Source organism: Streptomyces sp. SolWspMP-5a-2, from assembly GCF_900091845.1.
GTDB lineage: Bacteria > Actinomycetota > Actinomycetes > Streptomycetales > Streptomycetaceae > Streptomyces > Streptomyces doudnae.
This window is the reverse complement of sequence record NZ_FMCI01000181.1, coordinates 35,208-42,935: the sequence shown is the minus strand read 5'-3', so window position 1 is coordinate 42,935 and position 7,728 is coordinate 35,208. Positions and strand designations below refer to the sequence as shown.

Genomic DNA, 7,728 nt, shown 5'->3' with positions numbered 1-7,728 from the left:
CCGGTGCCCGCCCGCGCGCCCACGCCGACCCCGACCCCGTCGCCCACTCCCCCGCCGTCACCGTCACCGTCGCCGTCGCCGTCGCCCACACCGAGCCCGTCGGTCACCCCGGTGACCTATCCGCACTACCGGGCGCAGCCCGCCCCCCAGCGGCCGGTCGGCGGGACGACGTCACCGGTCACCTACGTCCTGCTCATCACGGCGCCCGCCGTGATCGCCGTCGCCGCGCTGCGGCCCCGCTGAATCTGGAGGCACCTCGTGCCGGATTGGCTTGTTCTCACCCTCGCGATGCTGGCCGCCTGCGTCGTGGTGATCGCGATCACCTTCCTGCGCAACCGCAACGCCGCGGACGACGAGGACACGAGTGAGACCCCCGACGTCATCGAGTACATGACGATGTGGATCGGCGTCGTGTACGCCATCGTCCTCGGCCTCGCCATGGCCGGGGTGTGGGAGGCGCGCGGCGCCGCCACCGACCACGTGCAGACCGAGGCGGTGGCGCTGCACGAGATCTCGGAGCGGGTCCGGGTCTACCCGGCCGACGCCCGCGATCGCATTCGCGACGACGTCAACGCCTATGTCGGACAGGTCGTCCACACCGAGTGGAAGACCATGGCCGATCACGACCGCCTGACGAAGCGCGGGGACGAGCTGTTCCAGCGGATGCGGGACGACGTCACCGACTACCAGCCGAAGACGGACTTCGAGGCGCAGGCCTACCAGCCGCTCCTCGACCAGATCGCCGCGGCGGCCGAGGCCCGCGCCGACCGGGGCGACGCGATGGGCGCGACGATGCCGGGGGTGGTGTGGTTCGGCCTGCTCACCGGGGCCGTCATCACCATCGGCATGGTCTTCGCGCTCCAGATCAGGCGCACCGGGCGCGAGATGGTCCTGGCGGGGCTGTTCTCCGCGCTGATCGCGTTCCTGCTCTTCCTGATCTGGGACTTCGACTCGCCCTACAGCCGGGGCATCACCGCCTCGGCGAAACCGTTCGTCCAGTTGTTCCCGCAGATCATGGGCTGACGGCCGCTCACCCGGGTGGGCCGCGGGGGACGACCGCCACGCCGCCGGGGTCCCCCGGCCGCCGCACGGCTGTCCCCTGAGCGGCCCACACCCTTGCCCCATTCGCGCGACCGGGATCGCGCGCACGCACAGGTGTTCCTAGCGTTTCGGTCATCGAGGTGCATTGACGACATGAGCGGAAAAGGTCCGCGGCTGCTCCTCGGGGACCCGGAGGAACCACCATGCGCGCGATACGCGTCGCTTCGGCCGTACTGCTGGGCGCCGGCGCCCTCACGTTCTCCGCGCCCGCAGCCGTCGCCAACGGCGGCGACCACGTCACCCCGTTCGGCTTCTCGGTGCAGCCCAGGACGATCGCGGCGGGCGGTCAGCTCACCCTCCGCCTCGACCGGGACCGCGGTGGCTGCAAGGGGCCCGCACGGGTCTCCTCGGGCGTCTTCGACACCGTCACCATCGAGCCGGGGCGTTCCTCGGCGACGACGACGGTCGACTGGGACGCCCGCGCGGAGGCGGAGTACCAGGTGACGTTCATGTGTGACGGCATGAACGGTTCCACGGAGGTGACCATCGCGGGCGGCCGGGGCGACCACGACCGGGGCGACCACGACCGCGGCGACCACGACAGGGGGGACCACGGCCGCGACGACTACCGGGACCCCTACTACAACCGCGGTGTGCACGCCGGTGAGGGCGGCAGCGTGGCCGGGTTCGACCTCAAGGAGCTGGGGCTCGGCGCGGCGCTCGTCGCGGGCTCCGTCGGCGCGGCGTACCACTTCTCGCGCCGCCGCTCGGGCGAGGACGCCGGCTGACGGCGCCGCGCCCGCGCACAGGACTTCGCCCCGGACCCTGGGAAGGTGTCCGGGGCGAAGTCGTGTGCGCTCTGCCGGTGGCGGCCTGCGGAGAGGGACCGGCCTCCGAAGGGGGAGGAGGCCGGGACCCCCGCTGCGGGGCTCAGATGCGGCGCTCGTGCCTGCGGCGCATCCAGAACAGTCCGCCGCCGATCACGGCCGCGGCCACCAGACCGCCGCCGATGGCCATGTCGGTCGGCGTGGCGCCGGAGCTGGTGCTGCCGCCGAGACCGCCGCGGACGCCGCCGATGACGGTGAAGGCGGCCGGACGGGTGAGGGTGCGCCCCGAGCAGTCGACGGTGATGTCGTAGGTGCCGGGCCGCACGTCGTGGTGGATGAAGGCCGTTCCCTGGGACGTCTCGTTGGAGCGGCCGATCGGCGAGAGCGAGGCCCGGGAGAAGGCCTCCGACCGCATGGTGCCGCCGCGCGGGCAGCCGTCGACGGTGACCGTCATCTGCCCGCCCCGGGCGATGACGCTGGGCAGTGCCACGATGTTGCTCGGACTGTCCCACGCGACGGCCGCGGGGGCGGCGAGCCCGAGGGCGGCGACCGCGACGGCGGACGCCGCCAGGGCACGAGTGCTACGCATGTTTCCTCCGCGGAAGACGCCCCCGGGGGCCGTTCCCCGGTCGATCGGCGAGAAAGCGCCTCCCAGGGAGACCTTCAGACGCGCTTCACGCGCCCGCATTTCGGCGATGGTCCGTCCTGGTGAGCCGACCCGTCGGGCGATGACCGGGGTTCGCGATATCACCGCAGGTCACGGTCCGTCAGAAAATAACTTCCGGCCGCGACCCGGATGGCGCACCACCGGTCCGGCGGCCACCCGTTCGCCTCTCCCCCGTCGCCGCTCGCGCGCCCCCGGCTTAGCGTGCGGGTATGCGCGAGTGACGCGGCGACGGCCGGGTCGAGAGGGGAATCGGATGTCTGCGTTCGAGCTGGCCGAAGAGGAGGAGCGGCAGCCGCGGAAGCGTGCGCCGTGGGGCGTGATAGCGCTGGTCCTGCTGACCGGTCTCGCGCTCATCCGCAACGGCTCGGGAGAGTTCGAGGTCGGTCCGCCGCAGCCCGCCTCCGCGGCGGCGCGGGACAGCCGGCTGCCGGGTGCCCCCGCCCAGGCGGCGGCGCTGCCGCACTCCGCTCCCGACCGGGTGCGCATCCCGTCGATCCAGGTGGACGCGCCGGTGATGCCGGTGGCGCTGGACGCGGACGGCTGGGTCGGGGCGCCGCCGCCGGAGGACCCGAACCTGGCGGGCTGGTTCACCGGCGCCGTCACGCCCGGCGAGAAGGGCACCGCGGTCGTCGTCGGCCACGTCGACAACCGGCAGGGTCCCGCCGTGTTCTACGGGCTGGGCGCCATGAAGCAGGGCAACCGGGTCGAGATCGCCCGCAAGGACGGAAAGACGGCCGTCTTCGAGGTGTACGGCGTCGAGGTCTTCGAGAAGAACAACTTCCCCGGGGACCGCGTCTACGGCTCCAAGGGCACCCCGGAGCTGCGGGTCATCACGTGCGGGGGCGGTTTCTCCAAGCAGAACGGCTACGACGGGAACGTCGTCGCCTTCGCCCGCCTGGTCGAGGTCCGCTGACGGATCCCCGGCCGGGCGGGCGGCGGCCCGTCAGGCGAAGCGGCGCGGCGGCACCGTCAGGCGGTAGCCGGAGTCCAGGAGTTCCGGCAGGTAGGAGCGGATCGCCCGGACGCTCTGGGAGCGGTCGCCCCCGGCGTCGTGCGAGAGCACCACGACACCGGGGGCGGCGCCGTCCTCGACCCGGCCGACGATGGAGCGGGTGCCCGGGGTGGTCCAGTCGAGGGTGTCGACCGTCCAGGCCATCGGCTCCATGCCCATCTCGGCGCCGAGCTGGAAGGCGGCCCGGTTCCAGGCGCCGTAGGGGGCGCGGAACCACTGCGGGCGCTCGCCGTAGGCGCCCTCGATGACGTCGCTGGTGCGCTCCATCTCGGAGCGGATCTGACCGCGGTTCATCTGGGTCAGCAGCGGGTGGGTCCAGGTGTGGTTGCCGACGACGTGGCCCTCGTCCGACATCCGGGCCAGCAGTTCCTTGTGCTGGACGGCCATCTCGCCGCACACGAAGAACATCGCGCGCACGTTGTGCTCGGCGAGGGTGTCGAGGATGTGCGGGGTGTAGCGCGGGTCGGGTCCGTCGTCGAAGGTCAGCACCATGGTGCGACCGCGTCCCGACATCCGCAGGAACGGTTCGTGGCGGACCGTGAGCGGGGCGGCGCGGGTGCGGGGCGCGCCGTATCCGGTGAGGGGCTGGAGGCGGTAGGCGGAGGGCTTGAGGGGGCGGCCCGCCTGGGCGCCCGCGGCGGGCACGGGGGCGGGGGCCGGGGCGTCCCCCGAGCCGAGCGTCAGCGCGCCTGCGGTACCGGCCGCGCCCAGAGCGACGGCGCCCGCGAGCAATGCCCGGCGCCGCGTGAGCAACTGATCCTTCGTCATGACTCATGGGTCGCCCGATCCGGCCGCGCCGCACCACGGATACACCGGTGCGGCGGCAGGAATGCACCCGCCCGGCGCAGCCGCGGGGGTCAGCGGCGGCGCACCAGGGGGAACGGCAGGGTCTCCCGGATCGTCAGGCCGGTCAGGAACATGACCAGCCGGTCGACGCCGATGCCGAGGCCGCCGGTGGGGGGCATGGCGTGGGCGAGGGCGTCCAGGAAGTCCTCGTCCAGCTCCATCGCCTCGGGGTCGCCGCCCGCGGCCAGGAGCGACTGGGCGGTGAGCCTGCGGCGCTGTTCGACCGGGTCGGTCAGCTCGGAGTAGGCGGTGCCGAGTTCGGTGCCGAAGGCGACCAGGTCCCAGCGTTCGGCGAGCCGCGGGTCGGTGCGGTGCTGCCGGGTGAGCGGGGAGACGTCGGTCGGGAAGTCCTTGTAGAAGGTGGGCAGCAGGGTGCGCTCCTCGACGAGCCGTTCGTACATCTCCAGGACGACGTCGCCGCGGCCGTCGTCGTCGGTGTACGGGACGTGGGCGCGGTCGCAGAGGCGGCGCAGCGCCTCCACGGGCGTGCCGGCGTCGATCTCCTCCCCGAGCGCCTCGGAGAGCGCGCCGTACACGGTCCGCACCGGCCAGGTCCCGGAGATGTCGTGCGTCTCGCCGTCCCGGCGGACGACGGGTGCGCCGTGGGCGGCGACGGCCGCGGACTGGATCAGGTCGCGGGCGAGGTCGAGCATGACGTCGTAGTCGGCGTACGCCTGGTACGCCTCCAGCATGGTGAACTCGGGGTTGTGCTTGTGGGAGACGCCCTCGTTGCGGAAGGTGCGGCCCATCTCGAAGACCTTCTCCAGGCCGCCCACGCACAGCCGCTTCAGGTACAGCTCGGGGGCGATGCGCAGATAGAGGTCGAGGTCGTAGGCGTTGATGTGGGTGGTGAAGGGGCGGGCGTTGGCGCCGCCGTGGATCTGCTGCAGGATCGGGGTCTCGACCTCCAGGTAGCCGCGGTCGAGCAGGCCCCGGCGGAGCGCCTGGACGGCGTGCGAGCGCGCTGTGACGATGTCGCGGGCTGCGGGCGAGGAGATCAGGTCGAGGTGTCGGCGGCGGACCCTGGCCTCGGGGTCGGTGAGGCCGCGGCGCTTGTCGGGCAGCGGGCGCAGGCACTTGCCGAGGAGCTGCCAGGAGGTGACGAAGACGGTGGGTTCGCCCCGGTCGCTGCGGCCCGCCCGGCCGGTGGCGGTGATGAGGTCGCCGATGTCGGCGTCGGCGGTGAACCGGTCGAGGGCGGCGCCGGTCAGGTCCCGGGTGAGGGCGAGCTGGCGGTCGCCCGACCAGTCGCGCAGCACGGCGAAGACGATGCCGCCGAAGTCGCGCACCCGCATGACCCGCCCGGCGACGGTGACGTCGGCGCCCTCGGTCACCTCGGCGAGGGTGTGGGTGCGGGCGGGCACGCCGACCGGGTAGGGGTCGACGCCCTCGGCGCGCAGCCGCTCCAGGGTGCGGTACCTGACCTGGACCTGGTCGCTGAGGGCGGGGCGGCGGGCGCCGGTGCCGGTGCCGCCGGTGTCCAGGCCGAGGGCGGAGAGCGGGGGCAGGCCCTCGGTGGTGGCGGGGCGGGTGGTCGCCGGGGAGTGGCCGCGGCCCCAGAGGGTGCGCAGGGACGGCACGGAGACGAACCCCTCGGCGATCCCGGAGGCGAGGCCGATGCGGGCCAGGGAGCCGGTGTCGGCGTAGCAGATGAAGCGGGGGTACCACTCGGGGTGGTACTTGGCGTTGGAGCGGTAGAGGGCCTCCAGCTGCCACCAGCGGGAGAAGAAGACGAGCAGCCGCCGCCACAGGCGCAGCACCGGTCCCGCGCCGATGCGGGCGCCCTCCTCGAAGACGGAGCGGAAGACGGCGAAGTTCAGCGAGACGCGGTGGACGCCGAGCTTGGGGGCGGCGTCGCACAGCTCGGCGACCATGAACTCCATGACGCCGTTGGGCGCACCGCGGTCCCGGCGCATCAGGTCGAGGGAGACGCCGTCGCGGCCCCAGGGCACGAAGGAGAGCAGGGCGAGGAGGCGGCCGTCGTCGGCGAGCGCCTCGACGAGGAGGCAGTCGCCGTCGGTGGGGTCGCCGAGCCGGTCGAGGGCCATGGAGAAGCCGCGTTCGGTCTCGGTGTCGCGCCAGGCGTCGGCCTTGTCGACGATCTCCTCCATCTCCTGCTCGGTGAGGGTGGCGTGGCGGCGCACCCGGGTGGTGGCGCCGGTGCGGCGGACCCGGTGCACGGCCTGCCGGGTGACGCGCATGTCCCGGCCGTCGAGGTCGAAGCCGGGGATGTGCAGGATCGCCTCGTCGCCGAGCTGGAGGGCGCCGAGTCCGGCCCGTGCGAAGGCCCTGGCGCCGTCCTCGGAGGCGCCCATGACGGCGGGCGCCCAGGCGTGTCTGCGGGCCACGTCAAGCCAGGCGGCGATGGCGTGCGGCCATGCCTCGCGGTCGCCGACGGGGTCGCCGCTGGCGAGGCAGACCCCGGCCTCGACGCGGTAGGTGACGGCGGCCTTGCCGCTGGGCGAGAAGACGACGGCCTTGTCGCGGCGGGTGGCGAAGTAGCCGAGGGAGTCCTGGGCGCCGTAGGCCCCCAGGAGGGCGCGGATGCGGGCCTCCTCGTCGTCGTGCAGGGCGCCCTCCATGCGCTGGGAGCGGAAGAGGGCGGCGGCGGCGTTCAGCAGGGCGAGGGCGCCGAAGAGTCCGAGGAGGAAGAAGAGGGCGTGCGGCGGGCGGCCGTCGAAGGCGCGCTCGGAGACCAGGCCGCCCAGGACCCGGTCGGTGGCCCAGCCGAGCCACTGGGTGTCCGGGAGGGTGCCCGGGAAGAGGGCGACCAGGCCCCAGCCGAGCAGGACGCCGAGGACGAGACCGGCGGCGAGGACGGCGAGGGCGCGGCGGACGGCGGCCCGGCGGGAGGCGGCGTAGAACTCGCGCCGGGCGACGATCAGCAGGGCCAGGGCGCAGCCGCAGATCACCAGGGAGGCGACGGACTCCAGGTAGAGGCCGGCGACGACGCCGAGGACGTCGACGAGCGCCAGCAGGCCCAGGTAGACGACGACCAGCCACCAGGCGACCTTCTTGCGGGCGGCGGTGGCGGCGGCGAGCAGGAAGAGGAAGACGGCGTAGGCGAGGTTGGCGCTGACCGGGACGATCAGCAGGTCGAGGTAGCGGACCAGCGGGCGCAGCAGGGCGCGCAGCGGCGGGACGAGCGCGAGCAGCAGGCAGAGCAGTCCGAGGAGGCCGAAGAAGACCGCGACGCCCTCGGGCACCCGGCTCAGCGGTCCGGTACCGGGCGGCCGGTCCGGGGCCGTGGTGTCCTTCGCCCGCGTGGTCCCGGCGGTGGCACTCATGCGTCCGACTCTAGGAAGCTCCGGGCCGCCCCGCCCGTCGGGAGACGG

7 protein-coding genes are annotated in these 7,728 nt (G+C 73.7%); 4 read left to right on the top strand and 3 right to left on the bottom strand.

Features of this window, described 5'->3' with window-relative positions; translation table 11 throughout:
• The first annotated feature begins 111 nt into the window (after positions 1-111).
• The 3 genes from GA0115242_RS41690 (at position 112) to GA0115242_RS18785 (ending at position 1,829) form a co-directional block, all read left to right on the top strand.
• The gene (locus GA0115242_RS41690) at positions 112-243 is read left to right on the top strand and encodes a hypothetical protein (RefSeq protein WP_256089470.1); all 132 of its coding nucleotides are present in this window, start codon (positions 112-114) and stop codon (positions 241-243) included.
• 15 nt (positions 244-258) lie between these two features.
• On the top strand, positions 259-1,023 hold the full coding sequence (locus GA0115242_RS18790) for a bestrophin-like domain (RefSeq protein WP_093829953.1): 765 nt from the start codon (positions 259-261) through the stop codon (positions 1,021-1,023).
• Between the two features lie 221 nt (positions 1,024-1,244).
• Positions 1,245-1,829, top strand: a complete 585-nt coding sequence (locus GA0115242_RS18785) for a hypothetical protein (RefSeq protein WP_093829951.1) — start codon at positions 1,245-1,247, stop codon at positions 1,827-1,829.
• A gap of 142 nt (positions 1,830-1,971) precedes the next feature.
• Here the strand turns inward: GA0115242_RS18785 and GA0115242_RS18780 are convergent, their stop codons facing one another.
• Complete coding sequence (locus tag GA0115242_RS18780) at positions 1,972-2,457, bottom strand: hypothetical protein (RefSeq protein ID WP_093829949.1); 486 nt, start codon at positions 2,455-2,457, stop codon at positions 1,972-1,974.
• Between the two features lie 331 nt (positions 2,458-2,788).
• Here GA0115242_RS18780 and GA0115242_RS18775 point away from each other — a divergent pair, with 331 nt between their 5' ends.
• Positions 2,789-3,448 carry a class F sortase gene (locus tag GA0115242_RS18775; protein WP_093829947.1) on the top strand — a complete coding sequence of 220 codons (660 nt, stop codon included), beginning with the start codon at positions 2,789-2,791 and terminating at the stop codon, positions 3,446-3,448.
• A 30-nt stretch (positions 3,449-3,478) separates the two neighbouring features.
• On the opposite strand, the gene GA0115242_RS18770 is transcribed toward GA0115242_RS18775, so the two are convergent.
• On the bottom strand, positions 3,479-4,315 hold the full coding sequence (locus tag GA0115242_RS18770; RefSeq protein ID WP_093829945.1) for a polysaccharide deacetylase family protein: 837 nt from the start codon (positions 4,313-4,315) through the stop codon (positions 3,479-3,481).
• A gap of 89 nt (positions 4,316-4,404) precedes the next feature.
• A complete protein-coding gene (gene lysX / locus GA0115242_RS18765) occupies positions 4,405-7,680 on the bottom strand; it encodes a bifunctional lysylphosphatidylglycerol synthetase/lysine--tRNA ligase LysX (protein ID WP_093829943.1) in 3,276 nt (1,091 codons plus the stop codon).
• Positions 7,681-7,728 lie beyond the last annotated feature (48 nt).